Here is a 16,119-nt window from a genome sequence, read left to right on the forward strand (position 1 = left end):
ATCTGGATTTTCTGAATAGTCGTAGTGTATTCATACAATACGATGATACTGATCATCCAGTCTTACAATATCACTTTCATCAAGATAAGAACCAGATTGTACTTCAATGACAATTAGAGGTATGTCACCCGCATTTTTCAATCGGTGCACCATTCCCAGAGGAATGTAAACACTTTCGTTTTCATGCAGAAATATAACTTCATCTCCACGGGTTACCTCAGCAATACCGGAAACAATAACCCAATGTTCTGAACGATGATGATGTTTTTGCAGAGAAAGTTGCGCTCCAGTTTTTACAATAAGCTGTTTGACAAGAAACCGTTCTCCATGTGCCAACGTTTCATAATGCCCCCAGGGTCGATAACATTGGTTATGCCAAACAGCCTCCTGTTGTTTTACAGCATTCAATTTTTGAACAATTTTCTTAACATTTTGCGATTTGTTTCGATCAGAAACCAAAACGGCATCTTTTGTCACAATCACAACAACATTATCTATATCATTAACAGCCGCCACCATTTCTTCAGAACGAATATAGCTATTATGCGTGTTTTCTAAGAATACATTTCCTATAACCACATTCCCTGACCGATCCTTCTGGCTTACATTCCATAATCCATTCCAGCTTCCGATGTCTGACCAGACAAGATCGGCAGATACTACGACCATGGCTTTTGTTTTTTCGGCAATGGCATAATCAATTGAAAGATCAGGGACCTTTATGAAATCATCATATAATATACGCTCGAAATATAAATCTGACTGTCTATTGTCAACAGCCTTTTTAACCAAAGATAATAATGTTGGGGTATAACGTTTCATTTCCTGCAACATCGTTTGTGTAGAAAACATGAACATGCCCGAATTCCATAAATATCCTCCCGTCTCAACCATTAGCTGAGCCTGTCGAATATCAGGTTTTTCAGTAAAAGCCTTTACGGCATAAATATTCTTGATCTTATCAATAACTGAACCTTTCTCAATATATCCATATCCTGTTTCTAAACGTGTAGGTTGAATGCCGAAAGTTACAATTTTCCCGTTTTGTGCAAAAGCGGCTGCCTCTTCTACCAATTTCACCAGTTTTGGAACATCTTGAATATATGCGTCTGCCGCCATTACCCATAAAATTGTCTGAGCATCCAGTTCATTCGCCAACAAACTTGCAGTTGCTATGGCTGGTGCTGAATTTCGTCCAACTGGTTCCAAAACAATACGGGCATTTTCAACGCCAATTTCTCTCAATTGCTCTGCAATCAAGAAACGATGATCCTGATTGCAAATAACGATTGGCTCTAAAAAAATATCCCCTTTACCGCGTAAAACCGTGTCTTGAAACATGGATTTTTCAGTAATAAGGGGCCATAACTGTTTAGGGAAACTGGCACGAGACAGGGGCCATAACCGACTACCCGTGCCACCTGACAAAATAACAGGAACAATTTTCATTATGGATATATCCTGCATTGCTGTTTCCCTTTATAATGTTTTAAAAATTATTGCTGATTTATCCTTTCCCTTAATTCCTTCCCCGTTTTAAAAAAGGGAACATATTTTTCCTCCACAGTTACAGTTTCCCCTGTCCGAGGATTTCTTCCCGTACGGGCTTTACGATTTTTTACAAAAAAGGCACCAAAACCACGAAGCTCAACCCGATTACCCCTCGCCAGCGTTGTCTCTATTTCATCAAAAACTATTGAAACAATTTCCTCAATATATTTCAACATTAAATTAGGATGTTCGGATGCAATTTCTAATATTAGTTCAGATTTAGTCATTAACTCACTCAAATGTTATTATAGCTTATAATGATTCTTTTATGGGTGCCAAATCGCTAAAATACCACCAAAATTTTCATTTTCCTTATAAAAAATTTGATTGGCAATTGTTTTTAACGAAAAATTCATGATTGATTTGCCGCCAAGCCCAAACCAATTTTCACTTTTATCTTTTTTTAATGTAACAACTTCAATGTCTGTTGGAAGATGATATGTTTTGATCATCCATTGTTTCGCATCCTCTTCATTACCGATCTGATCGACCAATCCCAATCTAACGGCTTGCTGACCACTATAAGGTCGCCCATCCCCCAATTCCTTGACACGGGCAATATCCATATGTCGCCCTTCAGCAACCATATTCGTAAACTGATCATAAAAATTGCCAATCAATCCCTGCAGCATTTTTTGACCGGCTGGAGACAAGGGTTTGACCATTGACGGCTGACCCTTTAAAGGACCTGAAACAAGCTGATCAAATGAAATACCGACCTTCTCTAACAACCCAGAAAAATCAGGAGATTCCATAATGACGCCAATTGATCCGGTTAAGGTAGAATTAAATGCAAAAATACGTTTTGCAGGTACTGAAATCATATAGCCTGCTGAAGCTGCCACACCTCCCATTGAAACAACAACAGGTTTGGTTTTTGAGAATTTTACCAGCGCATCATGTAACTGTTCCCCACCGGTAACCGCCCCACCAGGACTGTTTACATAAAGGATCATTCCCTTAACAGATTTATCCTTTAAAGCAGTATTGATCAGGGTTACCTGTTTGGAAACATCATTTCCAATAACACCCTCAATTTTCAATTTCACCAAATGCGCGTCATGATTACCAAGCCTCTTCGTTATTAATTTGGCAGAACCTGCCATTATCGATAAAACAAACAGACAGACAGCAAATAAACGCCATAAAACCAATTTGCGTTTCATCTTTTGCCGTTCCATTAATAAATCACTATCCACGTAAATTCATTCTCCACTTTTTAATAAAAGCATCAAATCTATCAATCTAAAATTTATAACGATCACGAAGCAAACAGTCAAAACATTATATAAAGATTACTTAATAGGGTTCTATTTTGTCTTAAGAGGCCTCTCTTCTCCCTCTCCTTACACTGCGAATATCACTGATGGTATTTTTACGACCAAGACCAATTTCTCGAGCCAGACTGGAACGACGTTCAGCATAGTTGGGGGCAACCATTGGATAATCAGGAGGCAAATTCCAACGTTCACGGTATTGTTCAGGGGTTAAACCATAGGCACTCTGAATATGCCGTTTCAACATTTTCAATTTTTTACCATCTTCGAGACAAATGATGTAATCCGGAAATACAGACCGTTTTACAGGAACAACAGGCTGTAATTTTTCTGCCTCATGACCATTTTTTTCAATTGAGGAAAGCGTTTGATATACCTGACGAATAAGTTCAGGCAATTGTTCGGCCTCCACTGAATTATTGGATATGTGTGATGACACAATCTTGGACGTCAATTGTAATAATGATATTTTCTTGTCTTCTAATTCCATTTTATTCACCAAATAATTTTTTAAATTCTAAAATAAATAAAGTATATCAAATACTTCATGTTAAAATAATTTAATATCGAATAATACTTAGCATTATTTTTTGAAAATTAAAGAAGATAATTAATAAAATATGCACAAATGTTAATAGTAACTTACTTATGATCAATAATTATGATATTGCTGTACAATATATTGAATAACACTATTTGCAAAAACAATGAGTAACTTCGGAATTAAAAGAATTTTAATTTTATCTTTGATAACAATATTGTTATGCACAACAAATTGTAAAAATAATACACCTCACAATTCTACTGGTCCCTATATAGGGATCAATAATGGGGTTCAACCATAATAATAAAATCTATAATATTACGAATTATAAATATTTAACCACGATAACAGGAAAATATCATTTTTGATATTCATTTATTTATTCAAACATGGCGGAGAAAGTGGGATTCGAACCCACGGTACAACAGAATTGCACAACGGTTTTCGAGACCGCCCCATTCGACCGCTCTGGCATCTCTCCACAAACAGAAACAACCATGATTTTTTATAAAACCAACGAATATATAATCTATTCCTTCAAAGAAAACCAGACAAAATATTCAAACTTAACGAAATTATGAAAAGAAATTTATTAAACAATTTGTATTTATTTAAATAGCTTATTGACTTTTTACTTTAAAAATCAATATAAACAAGACTTCACAATAAATATATTCCTGTTTTGTGGGATATTGATAAAAAGAAACTAAGTTAGATTTTCTAACAAGAGTTTGAAAAATTAAAGGGTTTATTATGTTCGCAATCATCCGCACAGGTGGAAAACAATATCGCGTTACACCTAATATGGTTCTAAAAGTTGAAAAACTGGATACCGAGGCAGGTAATACAGTCACATTCACCGAAGTTTTAAGTGTCGGTAATGAAGGAAACTGCACAATCGGAACACCTCTTGTTGAAGGTGCCAGCGTTAAGGCAACAGTTGTTGCGCAAGATCGTCTTAAAAAAGTCATTATTTTCAAAAAACGTCGCCGTCAAAACAGCCGTCGTAAAAACGGACACCGTCAACCTGTAACAGTTTTACGAATCACTGAAATCAACGCTGCTTAGTTCTAGCCTAAACAGACCATATTGATATTTTTAGAATAGGAGAAAAAAATGGCCCATAAAAAAGCCGGAGGTTCATCCAGAAACGGACGCGATACCATTGGACGTCGTCTTGGCGTTAAGAAATTTGGTGGACAGCATGTTGTTGCTGGAAACATTATCGTTAGACAACGCGGTACAAAAATCAAACCAGGTCAAAATGTCGGTTTAGGTCGTGATCATACCATTTTTGCCCTTATTGATGGAAATGTACGATTTGAAAGCCGTTCAAAAGGTAACGTACATGTTTCTGTGGATGCAATCAGCAACGCTGCAGAATAGATCAAAATATACTTAAACAATTTTAAGTATTGACTATTATACGAAGGGTCGATTCAATAAGAATCGGCCCTTTTATTTTAAAGGTTTTAAAACATGAAATTTCTGGATCAAGCTAAGATCTATGTTAAATCAGGAAATGGAGGCGATGGTGCGGTCGCCTTTAGAAGAGAGAAATATATTGAATTTGGTGGTCCGGACGGAGGCGATGGCGGACGTGGTGGCGATATCATTTTTGAGGCAGTTGACAATTTAAATACTTTGATTGATTTTCGCTATACCCAACATTTCCGTGCCAAAAAGGGTCAAAATGGATCCGGTGCCAATAAAACTGGTGCAAATGCAGAAAATATCTGTATTAAAGTTCCCATAGGCACACAAATATTTGCCGAAGATAAGGAAACCTTGCTTGCAGACCTAAATAAAAAAGGGAAAAAGATAGTTCTTTGTCGGGGAGGAGATGGAGGATTTGGCAATACACGTTTCAAATCCAGCACAAACCGGGCACCCCGTCATGCTGATAAAGGTTGGCCTGGAGAAGAACGTTGGGTCTGGTTGCGATTAAAGCTTATTGCCGATGTAGGATTAGTCGGCTTACCCAACGCAGGAAAATCAACCTTTCTTTCTGTTGCATCTGCTGCCCGGCCAAAAATTGCCGATTATCCGTTTACAACCCTGCATCCACAACTGGGAATGGTAAGATTGTCACCAACTGAGGAATTTGTCCTAACAGATATACCCGGTCTCATTGAGGGAGCCCATGAAGGCAATGGATTAGGTGATCGTTTCCTAGGGCATGTTGAACGATGCAGTATGCTATTGCACCTTATCGATGCAACAGCTGATGATGTTGTCAACAACTGGAAAATTATTCGCAATGAATTGGAATCCTATCAAACGGAACTTGCCAATAAACGGGAAGTGATTGGACTTAATAAAACTGATCTGCTTACCCCTGAAGAAATTCTGCAAAAACAAAAAGAGCTGGAACAAGCAAGTGGACATAAGGTTTTCCTTCTTTCAGGGGCTACCCATAATGGGGTGAAAGAAATTTTATTTTATTTACAGAACTACATAACAAAATATAAACAGGATATAATTTTAAAATCAAAACATTTCAGTCCTATATAATGAAAAATCTACATCTTAACCAAGCCCGCAGAATTGTCATAAAAATTGGCAGCGCCTTATTAATTGACGGAAAAAATGCTTGCGTTCGTCAATCATGGCTAGAAAGCCTGATAGAAGATATAATCCATTTACGTCAGCAAAATTGCCAGATTTTAATTGTATCTTCAGGTGCGATCGCTTTGGCACGTTACAAGTTAAAATTAAATCGATATAAGCTTCGCCTCGATGAAAAACAGGCAGCAGCCGCAATAGGTCAAATCAAACTGGCTCAGACCTGGCATGAGGCTTTCGCTGCCCATAAAATCACAACTGCACAAATTTTATTGACTCTGGATGATACGGAAACGCGGTTACAATATAGCAATGCCCGTTCAGCCATTGAAACACTTTTGAAATTAAACTGCATTCCCATCATTAACGAAAATGATACCGTTGCCACTTCCGAAATTCGTTTTGGAGATAATGACCGGTTGGCAGCAAGAGTTGCAGAAATGGTCAAAGCTGACCGGCTTATCCTTTTCTCGGATATTGACGGGTTATATACCGCAGATCCCAAAACCAATCCATCAGCCAAACATCTTGCCTCAATTCCTGAACTTACTCCACAAATTTACGCCATGGGAGGCAAGGCGCCAATTGGATATTCATCAGGTGGCATGGCAACAAAACTGGCAGCCGCAAAAATAGCCACAACTGCAGGATGTGCCATGGCAATCGCTTATGGAAAACTGCTTCATCCTCTCAAGGCTCTTCAAGAAGGAGCAAGATGTTCATGGTTTCTTCCCAATCGCAAACCCTATCCTGCCCGTAAACGCTGGATTGCTGGAAGCATCTCGACCAAAGGCACTATTTTTATTGATAATGGCGCGGAAAAAGCATTGAAAAACGGAAAATCTTTATTGCCTGCCGGTATTATCAAAGTTGAAGGCCATTTCCAACGGGGAGATATCATTAAAATTGCCAACAAGAATGGAAAAATTGTCGGAAATGGTATTTCTGCTTATGATTCTTCAGAAATCACTCAAATTATAGGTCTTCAAACTGATAAAATTAATTCCCAACTGGGCTGGGACGGCCCCAATGAGGTTATCCATCATGATGATATGGTGATTATTCCCCCACTTACAGCGGCGGCCAGCGTAAAATAGGTTCTTTACGTTTTTTTAAATTAATAATCTCCTTTTTTTCATCATGAGAAGAGGGAGGGTCATATAATCCCCCCTCCCCATTTTCTACATAAATTTTCTGAGCCTGCTTATCAAAGTTATTTTCCGGTTTCTTAACCTCTACCTTACCAATATTCTCACCGGATTTATTCAGGGATGACCACGATACATCACATGAATTCTGATTTGAAATATCAGAAGCTGCAAAACGCTTTTTCAAGGCAGGTAAGGGATAAACATAATTTTCAGGCTCATACAATTTTTTTTCTGAATTTTCTATTTTACCTGCTTTTTCTGTATCATCTCGATGATTGGCAACCACTTGTATTTTAGTTTCCGAACGAGGCCGCAAATCAGCCGTGCGCTTTAACAAGATACGTAATTGGGCCTGAATATCCTCCATTTGTTGACTTAAATAATTTAAACGTCCTTTTAGCCCAAAAACAGCAAAAGGCATAAACAAAAAACAAATTCCAAAAGTAACAGTCAATATTAGGATAACAAACTGCGCCCAAGAAGGGATCCACTCTGGAAAAGTTAAATTCATGATATTATTTCAACAATTTTATTAAATCTATATTCTACTACATACCCAATGCACGACGATAAACATCAAAAAGGGTTTCCTGTTCTTCCACTTCAGCAGGCTCCTGTTTACGTGCCCGAATTATCCTTCTGATTACAGGAACGTCAAATCCCGCCGATTTTGCCTCAGCATAAATATCTTTGATATCATTTGCCAACCCTTTTCGCTCCTCTTCCAAACGCTCAATACGTTCAACAATTGTCCGAAGACGATCAACGGCGATCCCTCCGACTTCGGGTTTATTATCAAATTCATTCATCCACTTTTCCTATTTTGATTTTTTTAAAATATATTTAAAGCTGTTTCTATTCATTACGTAACCCTGCATGCCAGGTCAATCGCCAATAGCCTCAGAATATGAAAATTTTAATCCTTTGAAAATTTAAAGAATATTTTTTCCTGTTTTGAAAACCATGTTACTATCAAAAAAAATATTACAGAGTAGATTCACAAAATATATACGATTCAAAATAATATTCAAAAATTAAACTTTATAGAATGTAGAGAGACCAAATTTATGGAACAGACACAAGCCTATGCGCCTTTTGATATTATCATTTTTGGGGCAACAGGCGACCTAACTGCAAGGAAATTATTACCCGCATTGTATTATCGTTATCTGGACAAACAAATTCCACCCCAAACTCGTATTATCGGTACAGCAAGATCACCTTTGACAGACGATGATTTTAAAAAACGTATTCGTGACGGATTGGTTGAATTTGTTCAAGAATCCTATCAAGACCCAGAAAATATTAGAAATTTTTTAAATCTTATTTCCTACGTCAGCTTAAATGGTGCAGAAGCTGATAGCAACTGGCCAGAACTGCAAGCGAAATTCGAACATAACAAGGCTAATGATATTCGCATTTTTTATTTCGCGACTGCACCAAGATTGTATGGTGATATTTGTGACAATCTTGCATTGAAAAAACTGATCACTCCGACAACCCGTATAATCCTTGAAAAACCCATTGGAACCTCGTTAAAAACTGCCGAAGAGATCAACCAGCGTGTTGGCAAGCATTTCCCTGAAAATAATATCTACCGTATTGATCATTATCTTGGCAAGGAAACTGTTCAGAATGTTATTGCTCTTCGTTTCGCCAATCCAGTTTTTGAACGGCTTTGGAATTCGGATGCCATTGACTACGTCCAGATCACCGCTGCTGAAACCGTAGGGGTGGGTAAACGGGGTGGATATTATGATGGAGCTGGCGCATTAAGAGATATGGTTCAAAACCATCTTTTACAGGTTTTATGTATGGTGGCCATGGATCCTCCCATTTCATTAAATGCCGATGACCTGAGAAATGAAAAGTTAAAAGTCCTTCGTTCTTTAAAACCCATGACGGAACAGGATATCAAGAATAATACTGTTCGCGGCCAATATACATCATGCATTTACAAAAATGAAAAAATACCCGGATATCTTGAGGATCTTGGTAAGGATCAAAGCAATACAGAAACTTTCATTACTTTAAAAGCCGAAATCAATACAGCCCGTTGGGGAGGTGTACCATTTTACCTGAGAACAGGAAAGAGGCTTGCAAAAAAGGTCAGTGAAATCATTATTCAGTTCAAACCCTCTGCCTGGAATCTTTTTGCCACGCCACCAAAAGCGAACCGCCTTGTGATTCGTATTCAACCAGACGAAGGTGTTTCATTATCCCTGCAAATCAAGGATCCACAAAAAACCTATACGAATTTACGCAGCACCTCAATCAATATCGAATTTCCTACAGCCTTTCATATCCGCTACCCCGATTCCTATGAAGGGCTTTTGATGGATGTCGTCAAAGGGGACCCCATTCTTTTCATCCGTCGTGATGAAGTCGAAGCTTCATGGCGCTGGATAGAACCCATTCTTGATGGTTGGGCAAAAAATCTAACCCCATTAACATATTATAAGGCTGGTAGCTGGGGACCACAAGAAGCTCTTGACCTATTAGATCGGGCAAATCATGTTTGGCACGAAAATATGACAGAATAGTGATTGTTGATCACCATGATTTTATCAATTCAAGTCATGGTGGTTAAAAAACTGCATTTAAAGATAAAAAACTTAATCCATAAGATGGATAGATGTTAATGAATTTTTACTTATTAATAACTACCTAAAAATTATTTATAGAATGAATTCATGGTTTTTGTTTTTATCTTTTCCATTCTATTTAATGATCTTTGCAACGACTTCATTTTGAATTAAATAAAGTCTCAATATTGATTATCCAGTTTCATTTTTTAACTTAATTATATAATCCCATTATTTGATCAATCTGAAAAACTGATGACAAAATCCGATAGACCTGCATTTCCTCCATCAAGAAACTCTTTAAAGAAAAGAATAATACAACGCGTGATTGTTGCGCTACTCTTATCTGGCGGTATTATTTTTTGCCAAGAAATGGGTTGGTTGGATCAATTGACCGATCAGTTTGTAAGACAGAAAATCGACTGGTCTAATAATCAATCTGTAATAAAATATCTAAAACAGACCATCACAGATAAAAATCTAACAGAAATCCCTCTTAGATGCTTAATTCCCGTGATCAACAATGATGATGGATCAACAATTTTAAATGTTGAAATTCATGAAAAACACAATCAGGAATGTCTGAATACAAGAAAGAATTTCCCGACAATTTTTACCTTTCGTGTTAATAGGCAAAATGGTAGTATACAAATTGATAAAAATACACCCAATCATTTTTATCCGCTTCATTAAATAATCATTATATCAACTTTCATAATGAATCAATCTTCCTCTCCCCCTACTGTACCACGTCGTAGTTTCCTAACCCTGCTTACCGCAAGTTCAGTAACGGTAGGAGGTGTGGTTTGCACATGGCCTTTTATAAACAGTTTAAACACTCAAAATACCACCATCACTCATAATTACACGGATGTTGATATTTCCTCGCTTAAAGAGGGTCAGCAAATTACCGTTATGTGGCAGGGACATGCTGTATTTATTCTTCATCGTCCAGCCAAAACACTTGCACTTTTACAAGACAAAGAACTTTTGATCCGTTTACGTGATCCAAGCAGTAAAGAGTTGCAACAACCTCCCTATACAAGAAACTGGCACCGATCAATTCAGCCAGAAATTGCGGTTTTGATTGGTGTATGCACGCATCTCGGATGTATTCCGAGCCTTAATTTGGGAAATTCACTGGGCGGATATTACAATTGTGCGTGTCATGGATCTAAATTTGATTTGGCGGGAAGAGTATATAACAATGTGCCAGCACCTTATAACCTTCCCGTTCCCCCCTATAAAATTTTAAAACCCGGAATTCTTCGTATTGGTGAAAACCCAGAAGGGGAAAATTTTAATTTCACATCCATAATGCAGCTTTAAAATCATTCACCTGTTGGATATTTTATAAAATCATCTTGCTTTTTGCACGAAATAGCGACATCTTAACACCATCAGATAGCCAGATGATCGCTATTTACATGATCTGCATCGTAAATAGAGGAAAGTCCGGGCTCCACGGAAAAACGGTGCCAGTTAACGACTGGCGAGGGTGACCTTAGGGAAAGTGCCGCAGAAAACAAACCGCTTGCCAATTTATTTATAAATGCAAGTAAGGGTGAAAAGGCGTGGTAAAAGCACACCGCATGACTGGCAACAGGAATGGCATGGTAAACCCCACCGGGAGCAAAACCTAATAGAGGTAACAGATTTACAGTTAAATCAGGGTTTTTCCGCCCTGTTACCTGGGTTGGTTGCATGAAATACGGTGCGAATCGTATTCAAGATGAATGATCATCATTTATGTTTCATAAAAACAGAACCCGGCTTACACGCTATCTGATTTTAATTTTATCCATAAATTTCCATCAAGATGCAAAACTATAATTTTTACGGCATTTTAACGATACTTCATATACATCTCAATCATGATTTCATGAAATAAAAGTGATTTCCAACGTAATTATTTGACCTCCCATATTTACCCATGATATCCCAAAGGCTATAATGTAAAACAAAAGCAAAGATCAATATCAATTCAAATTAAATCTGGGATAGCCTGTAATGAATTTGTTCCTTGGATCACATCAAAATCGACTGGATGCCAAAGGAAGAGTATCTATTCCAGCAAATTTCCGCTTAAATTTACGCAAAGAAAAAACCACCAAGGAAGAACTTTCCTTTATTCTTCGCCCCTCTCATACTTTACCCTGTATCGAAGGATGGCCATTTGCAATTTTCAACAAACTGACCGCCGTATTGGATGATGTCAACATTCTTTCAACAGAACATAATGACCTCGCAACCCTTATTTACGCTCAGGCCTGGCCTATTGAAGTTGATCGTGAGGGAAGGATTATCCTTCCTGACATTCTAAAACAACATGCCAACTTGACCAATAAGGTCACTTTTATGGGACTTGGGACAATTTTCCAAATTTGGGAACCTGTAGCCGCACAAAAACATTATGAATCCGTGCTTAAACGAACAAAAATGGTCATTCTACCACACGCCGCCAAGGCTAAAACTGAGCAAGCGGACCAATAATCATGGCCGACAATTATTCAGCAATTGATATCAATGGTCATTTCCCCGTCATGCTTAACGAAGTAATTGACCTTTTACAACCAAAATCCGAAGCGGTTTATATTGACGCAACATTTGGTGGAGGTGGGTACAGCAAGGCCATTCTTTCCGCAGCCAATTGCAATATATGGGGAATTGATCGTGATCCCGATGCCATCAGGCGAGGACAAAAAATTGTTGACGACTATCCCACGCTTCGTCTTTTACAGGGGGATTTTGCTCAACTTGAAACGCTTGCTCATGAAAATAACATCCAATCTCTGGATGGTATTGTTCTTGATCTGGGAGTTTCCTCTTTTCAGTTGGACGAGGCAGAAAGAGGTTTTTCATTCCGGTTTGATGGACCGCTGGATATGAGAATGAGTAAATCTGGAAAAACTGCGGCTGATCTTGTTAACCAGTTGTCCGAAACCGAATTGGCAGATATTCTATGGTATTATGGTGAGGAACGTTTCTCACGTCGTATCGCTCGAGCCATCATTCAGGATAGACTTGAAAAACCTTTTGAAACAACACAACAACTGGCAAACCTGATTAAAAGGATTGTTCCGTCCAAAAAAAATGAAATTAATCCCGCAACTCGATCTTTTCAGGCGCTAAGAATTGCCGTCAATGATGAATTGACACAAATCAGGCAAGTCTTAACAAGTGCACTTTCCCTTCTTAAACCAGATGGAAAACTGATTGTTGTCTCATTTCATTCCCTGGAAGACCGTATTGTCAAAGAAATCATGAATCAGGCAACTGGCAATATTGCAAGTCCTTCAAGACATCATCCTCAATCCCTACATCAAAAATCCGAACTGATTAAGTTTGAAGCCCTAACCCATAAGCCTCTTCGCCCTTCAAAACATGAAGCCCTTTTAAATCCCCGTTCACGAAGTGCGAAATTACGAGCCATTAAACGTCTTGCAGGGCAGAAAACAAGGAGTATATCCTGATGATAATCCGTCCATTAACGTTATTTTGCTCAGTACTTGCCGGCCTATCTGGAATGATCCTGTACACTCAAAAACATAAAACCACCGTACTGGATCATCAAATCGCCAAAATTGTGCATGATACGAAACGGCTAAAAGCCCGGACGGCAATGTTACGGACAGAATGGACTTTACTTAATCAGCCTGACCGTTTAAAAACTCTGGCCAACAACTTTCTGCCAAAATTGCACCCTCTGGCTCCCACTCAATTTGTACAAATGTCATCCTTGCTCAATGTGCTTCCTCCCATCCAAGAGGAACAGATTGAAGATAAAACACGCAAACAGCTGCTCCTTGCAGTCGCTAATAATCATGGACAAACCTTGAACAACCCTGATGACAAGCCCAAACCTGCTATTGTTTCAAGTAATACGACCAGGCAACATTCAAGTAATACGACCAGGCAACATAATGGCTCCCCAACAAAACCGAGCACTTCGGATGAAGAAAACCAATCTTCATCCTTCAATTCCCCTTCCAGAAAACCCGAAATCTACACTGCTAAAAAAACGAACAATACAATTGATTCCTCTGATGATATTTCAAACAAAAACATTAAAAAATCTCCTATCAGAACCAAACCTGTTCAAAATGTTAGGGATGATGACGAAAATCTAGCAACCAATGATTTCCCTGATATCCCACGAATTGATAAAAAAAATATCAAAACAACAGCCTTAATCAAAAAATCCGCTCATAAACCTGCAGTTCGACCAGCATTTTCAATTGCTGACAGTTCCGAGCCGATGTCAATTGTAAAAGAAAAGAATAACAATAGCACCATCGGTAAAAAAGAAATACACACCATCGTATCAACCAAAGCAAAACCAAAACATGCGACGCCGGTAAAAATCGCCCAAAACAGCAAACAAAAACAGCATTATCATTCTGAATCAGCCTTTGGGGACGACGCTGATGATTCCCTACCCGCACCTGTTCCTTTTTCTCAATGAATTCTATAAAGTTAAAATAAATGATAAATTATGGAAAAGGTTCACAAAAGGGTCAACCTTATAGACAATCCTTTGAAAAAAGAAAAAAAAATCAAAAAAAAAAAATTAATACCTATCAAATAGATAAAACCAGACTTCGCTTATTTATCACAGCATGCGGCTTCTGCGTCATTTATGGCGCGGTTATGCTAAAATTAATTTTCGCAACCATCATAGCACCTTTGCCCCCTCAAAAACAGCAAATCGCTCCCCAGGTTCCCCCAATTCCAATTAGCGATCCAAAAGGAACCATTGCTGGAGATTTTTCGTTACCTCAAATCCACAGAGCCTCTATTATTGACAGAAATGGACAGATTTTGGCCATCTCTCTCCCCGTGGCACAGTTATATGCAAATCCTGTCGAAATTATTGACCCTGACAATGTTGCTCAAAAACTGAAATCCATTCTCCCCAATCTAAATCTTGAAAAAACCACTCAAAGACTCTCGTCTAAAAAACAGTTTGTTTATATAGCTCGCGATATCTCTCCAAAACAGGAAATTGATATCAATAACCTTGGCATTCCAGGAATTTATTTTGAAAGTGGCGAACGCAGACATTATCCACTAGGACGATTGGCAGCCCATATTCTCGGCAGCGTGGATATTGATGATCACGGTATTGCAGGTATTGAAAAATATCTTGACCAGCGCTTGATGAATGATCATTCCTCTTTAAGATTATCCATTGATACGCATGTTCAAACCGCGGTACAGGAAGAAGTGGAGGCAGCGATGCAAACTTTTCAGGCAGAAGCTGCATGCGGTATTATCATGGATGTTCATACCGGGGAAATTCTGGCAATGGTGAGTTTACCCGATTATGATGCAAATTTTTTCAATAAAGCCCCCCCAAATCAAAGATTCAATCGCGCCACAAACGGGATGTACGAACCTGGATCAACCTTTAAGCTTCAAAACGCAGCTATGGCTTTGGAAGTTGGCGGTATACATATTTGGGACCGTTTTGCAACAGCACCAGTCAGAGTGGGTCGCTTTACCATTCACGACTTGAAAACAGATCATTTTGCTCCCTATCTTTCCTTACCTGAAGTATTGGCCTATTCCTCAAACCCTGCATCTGCACACATCGCCCTTGATGTTGGGGGAGAAAAACAGCGTGCCTGGTTACAAAGAATGGGTTTTTTAGCACGCGTTCCAATTGAACTACCCGAAGCAGGTCGTCCTTTGGTGCCTTCTGCCAGAAATTGGGGAATATCCACCATCATGACTGTCGCCTTTGGTCACGGTATCGCACAATCCCCTTTAGCCATTGTTCGAGGAACCGCGGCAACAGTGAATGACGGTTACCTGATCAGGCCCACTCTATTATCAAGACAGGATGAGACAATGCCTCCGGTAATTATTGATCCAACCTCATCTAGAACTGACATACCTGATGGAGAAAAAGTTATTTCCGATAAAAATTCCCTTATTCTAAGGAAAATACTTCGTTTAGATGTTACACAGGGAACGGGCAAAAACGCAGAGGTTCCAGGTTATTTTGTAGGAGGGAAAACTGGTACCAGTGAAAAAGTGGGAAAAGGTGGGGGTTATTTAAAACATGTCAATGTATCAGCCTTCACTGCTGTTTTTCCGATGAACAATCCCCGATATGCTGTCTATGTCATGCTGGATAGTCCAAAGCCAACCAAATTTACCCATGGCTGGACAACAGCCGGATGGAATGCGGCACCAACTGTATCCAAAATCATTGCACGTATTGGACCCATGCTTGGATTATTTCCAGATATAAAGAACGCCGGAAGGATAGATAATGAGTTATCCATTCCTCTACGTCCTGCGGTTCCTAGAGGAGTAAAAGCTCTCGGTCCAGGAAATGATCCGGGCGATCCTCGCCTTAATCGACAAACAAAATCCGCATTAAAAACAAAATCTAGACACAAAAATATATCATCCTCTTCCCCTTCAGAATAATCAGT

At 38.7% G+C, this 16,119-nt stretch carries 17 protein-coding genes, 1 tRNA gene and 1 other RNA gene; 12 read left to right on the forward strand and 7 right to left on the reverse strand.

Annotation, left to right across the window (positions count from 1 at the left end):
• Positions 1-30 precede the first annotated feature (30 nt).
• The 5 genes from H3T46_RS04140 to H3T46_RS04160 all read right to left on the reverse strand — a co-directional run bounded on the left by H3T46_RS04140 (position 31) and on the right by H3T46_RS04160 (position 3,853).
• Positions 31-1,467: a mannose-1-phosphate guanylyltransferase/mannose-6-phosphate isomerase gene (locus tag H3T46_RS04140; protein WP_198197463.1), complete on the reverse strand. Its 1,437-nt coding sequence runs from the start codon at positions 1,465-1,467 to the stop codon at positions 31-33.
• Positions 1,468-1,496: 29 nt separating this feature from the next.
• Positions 1,497-1,778, reverse strand: a complete 282-nt coding sequence (locus H3T46_RS04145; RefSeq protein ID WP_155580770.1) for an integration host factor subunit beta — start codon at positions 1,776-1,778, stop codon at positions 1,497-1,499.
• A gap of 39 nt (positions 1,779-1,817) precedes the next feature.
• On the reverse strand, positions 1,818-2,750 hold the full coding sequence (sppA, locus tag H3T46_RS04150) for a signal peptide peptidase SppA (protein ID WP_347400994.1): 933 nt from the start codon (positions 2,748-2,750) through the stop codon (positions 1,818-1,820).
• A gap of 121 nt (positions 2,751-2,871) precedes the next feature.
• Positions 2,872-3,318: a MucR family transcriptional regulator gene (locus H3T46_RS04155; RefSeq protein WP_155565820.1), complete on the reverse strand. Its 447-nt coding sequence runs from the start codon at positions 3,316-3,318 to the stop codon at positions 2,872-2,874.
• 444 nt (positions 3,319-3,762) lie between these two features.
• Positions 3,763-3,853: transfer RNA gene (locus H3T46_RS04160), tRNA-Ser, on the reverse strand.
• A 272-nt stretch (positions 3,854-4,125) separates the two neighbouring features.
• On the opposite strand from H3T46_RS04160, the gene rplU reads away from it, so the two are divergent.
• The 4 genes from rplU to proB all read left to right on the forward strand — a co-directional run bounded on the left by rplU (position 4,126) and on the right by proB (position 7,034).
• On the forward strand, positions 4,126-4,440 hold the full coding sequence (rplU, locus tag H3T46_RS04165; RefSeq protein ID WP_198197465.1) for a 50S ribosomal protein L21: 315 nt from the start codon (positions 4,126-4,128) through the stop codon (positions 4,438-4,440).
• A gap of 48 nt (positions 4,441-4,488) precedes the next feature.
• Positions 4,489-4,758: a 50S ribosomal protein L27 gene (rpmA, locus tag H3T46_RS04170; protein WP_110438451.1), complete on the forward strand. Its 270-nt coding sequence runs from the start codon at positions 4,489-4,491 to the stop codon at positions 4,756-4,758.
• Positions 4,759-4,851: 93 nt separating this feature from the next.
• Entirely contained in the window at positions 4,852-5,886 is a 1,035-nt protein-coding gene (gene obgE, locus H3T46_RS04175; protein WP_155569533.1) for a GTPase ObgE, read from the forward strand.
• Positions 5,886-7,034, forward strand: coding sequence for a glutamate 5-kinase (gene proB, locus H3T46_RS04180; protein ID WP_198197467.1), 1,149 nt, complete (start codon positions 5,886-5,888; stop codon positions 7,032-7,034). Before obgE ends, proB begins: the two co-directional genes overlap by 1 nt.
• Here proB and H3T46_RS04185 read toward each other — a convergent pair.
• Together H3T46_RS04185 and H3T46_RS04190 are read right to left on the reverse strand one after the other, a co-directional pair.
• The gene (locus H3T46_RS04185) at positions 7,009-7,599 is read right to left on the reverse strand and encodes a hypothetical protein (RefSeq protein ID WP_155580772.1); all 591 of its coding nucleotides are present in this window, start codon (positions 7,597-7,599) and stop codon (positions 7,009-7,011) included. The two genes, proB and H3T46_RS04185, sit on opposite strands and share 26 nt — an antisense overlap.
• A 37-nt stretch (positions 7,600-7,636) precedes the next feature.
• Complete coding sequence (locus tag H3T46_RS04190) at positions 7,637-7,897, reverse strand: DUF2312 domain-containing protein (protein WP_110438455.1); 261 nt, start codon at positions 7,895-7,897, stop codon at positions 7,637-7,639.
• Between the two features lie 258 nt (positions 7,898-8,155).
• On the opposite strand from H3T46_RS04190, the gene zwf reads away from it, so the two are divergent.
• The 8 genes from zwf (at position 8,156) to H3T46_RS04230 (ending at position 16,114) form a co-directional block, all read left to right on the forward strand.
• Positions 8,156-9,631 (forward strand): glucose-6-phosphate dehydrogenase, encoded by a 1,476-nt coding sequence (gene zwf / locus H3T46_RS04195; protein WP_155567217.1) that lies wholly within the window; start codon positions 8,156-8,158, stop codon positions 9,629-9,631.
• Positions 9,632-9,928: 297 nt separating this feature from the next.
• Positions 9,929-10,366 carry a hypothetical protein gene (locus H3T46_RS04200; RefSeq protein WP_198197469.1) on the forward strand — a complete coding sequence of 146 codons (438 nt, stop codon included), beginning with the start codon at positions 9,929-9,931 and terminating at the stop codon, positions 10,364-10,366.
• A 24-nt stretch (positions 10,367-10,390) separates the two neighbouring features.
• Entirely contained in the window at positions 10,391-11,002 is a 612-nt protein-coding gene (gene petA / locus H3T46_RS04205) for a ubiquinol-cytochrome c reductase iron-sulfur subunit (protein WP_198197471.1), read from the forward strand.
• Positions 11,003-11,073: 71 nt separating this feature from the next.
• Positions 11,074-11,466: RNase P RNA component class A (rnpB, locus tag H3T46_RS04210), an RNA gene on the forward strand.
• Positions 11,467-11,683: 217 nt separating this feature from the next.
• A complete protein-coding gene (gene mraZ, locus H3T46_RS04215; protein ID WP_122123948.1) occupies positions 11,684-12,166 on the forward strand; it encodes a division/cell wall cluster transcriptional repressor MraZ in 483 nt (160 codons plus the stop codon).
• A 2-nt stretch (positions 12,167-12,168) separates the two neighbouring features.
• The gene (gene rsmH / locus H3T46_RS04220) at positions 12,169-13,146 is read left to right on the forward strand and encodes a 16S rRNA (cytosine(1402)-N(4))-methyltransferase RsmH (protein WP_198197473.1); all 978 of its coding nucleotides are present in this window, start codon (positions 12,169-12,171) and stop codon (positions 13,144-13,146) included.
• On the forward strand, positions 13,146-14,138 hold the full coding sequence (locus H3T46_RS04225) for a hypothetical protein (protein ID WP_198197476.1): 993 nt from the start codon (positions 13,146-13,148) through the stop codon (positions 14,136-14,138). Before rsmH ends, H3T46_RS04225 begins: the two co-directional genes overlap by 1 nt.
• Positions 14,139-14,158: 20 nt before the next feature.
• Positions 14,159-16,114, forward strand: coding sequence for a penicillin-binding protein 2 (locus tag H3T46_RS04230; RefSeq protein WP_122123951.1), 1,956 nt, complete (start codon positions 14,159-14,161; stop codon positions 16,112-16,114).
• The last annotated feature ends 5 nt before the right edge of the window (positions 16,115-16,119 follow it).

This window comes from Commensalibacter sp. M0133 (assembly GCF_016101485.1).
Classification (GTDB): domain Bacteria; phylum Pseudomonadota; class Alphaproteobacteria; order Acetobacterales; family Acetobacteraceae; genus Commensalibacter; species Commensalibacter melissae.